General features: G+C 70.1%; 1 pseudogene. It reads left to right on the top strand.

Features of this window, described 5'->3' with window-relative positions:
• Nucleotides 1-335: pseudogene (locus ACCD07_RS32300) on the top strand (CDP-glucose 4,6-dehydratase); the annotation flags it as partial.

Genomic DNA, 335 nt, shown 5'->3' with positions numbered 1-335 from the left:
ATGGTGCGCGCCATCGCCGCCGGCAAGCCGGTGCGCATCCGCAGCCCGCACGCGATCCGCCCGTGGCAGCACGTGCTGGAACCGCTGTCGGGCTACCTGACCCTGGCCGAGCACCTGTATACCCACGGCGCCGCGTACGCCGAAGGCTTCAACTTCGGCCCGCACGACATCGACGCGCGCCCGGTGGAATGGATCATCTCGCGCCTGTGCGAGAGCTGGGGCAAGGGCGCCAGCTGGGAGCTGGACAGCGCACCCCAACCGCACGAGGCGCACTACCTCAAGCTGGACTGCTCCAAAGCCCGCAGCCGCCTGCAATGGCAGCCGCGCTGGCACCT

This window comes from Duganella sp. Dugasp56, from assembly GCF_047304105.1.
Taxonomy (GTDB): Bacteria; Pseudomonadota; Gammaproteobacteria; order Burkholderiales; family Burkholderiaceae_D; genus Rugamonas; species Rugamonas hordei.
This window is presented reverse-complemented; position numbering and strand designations above follow the sequence as displayed.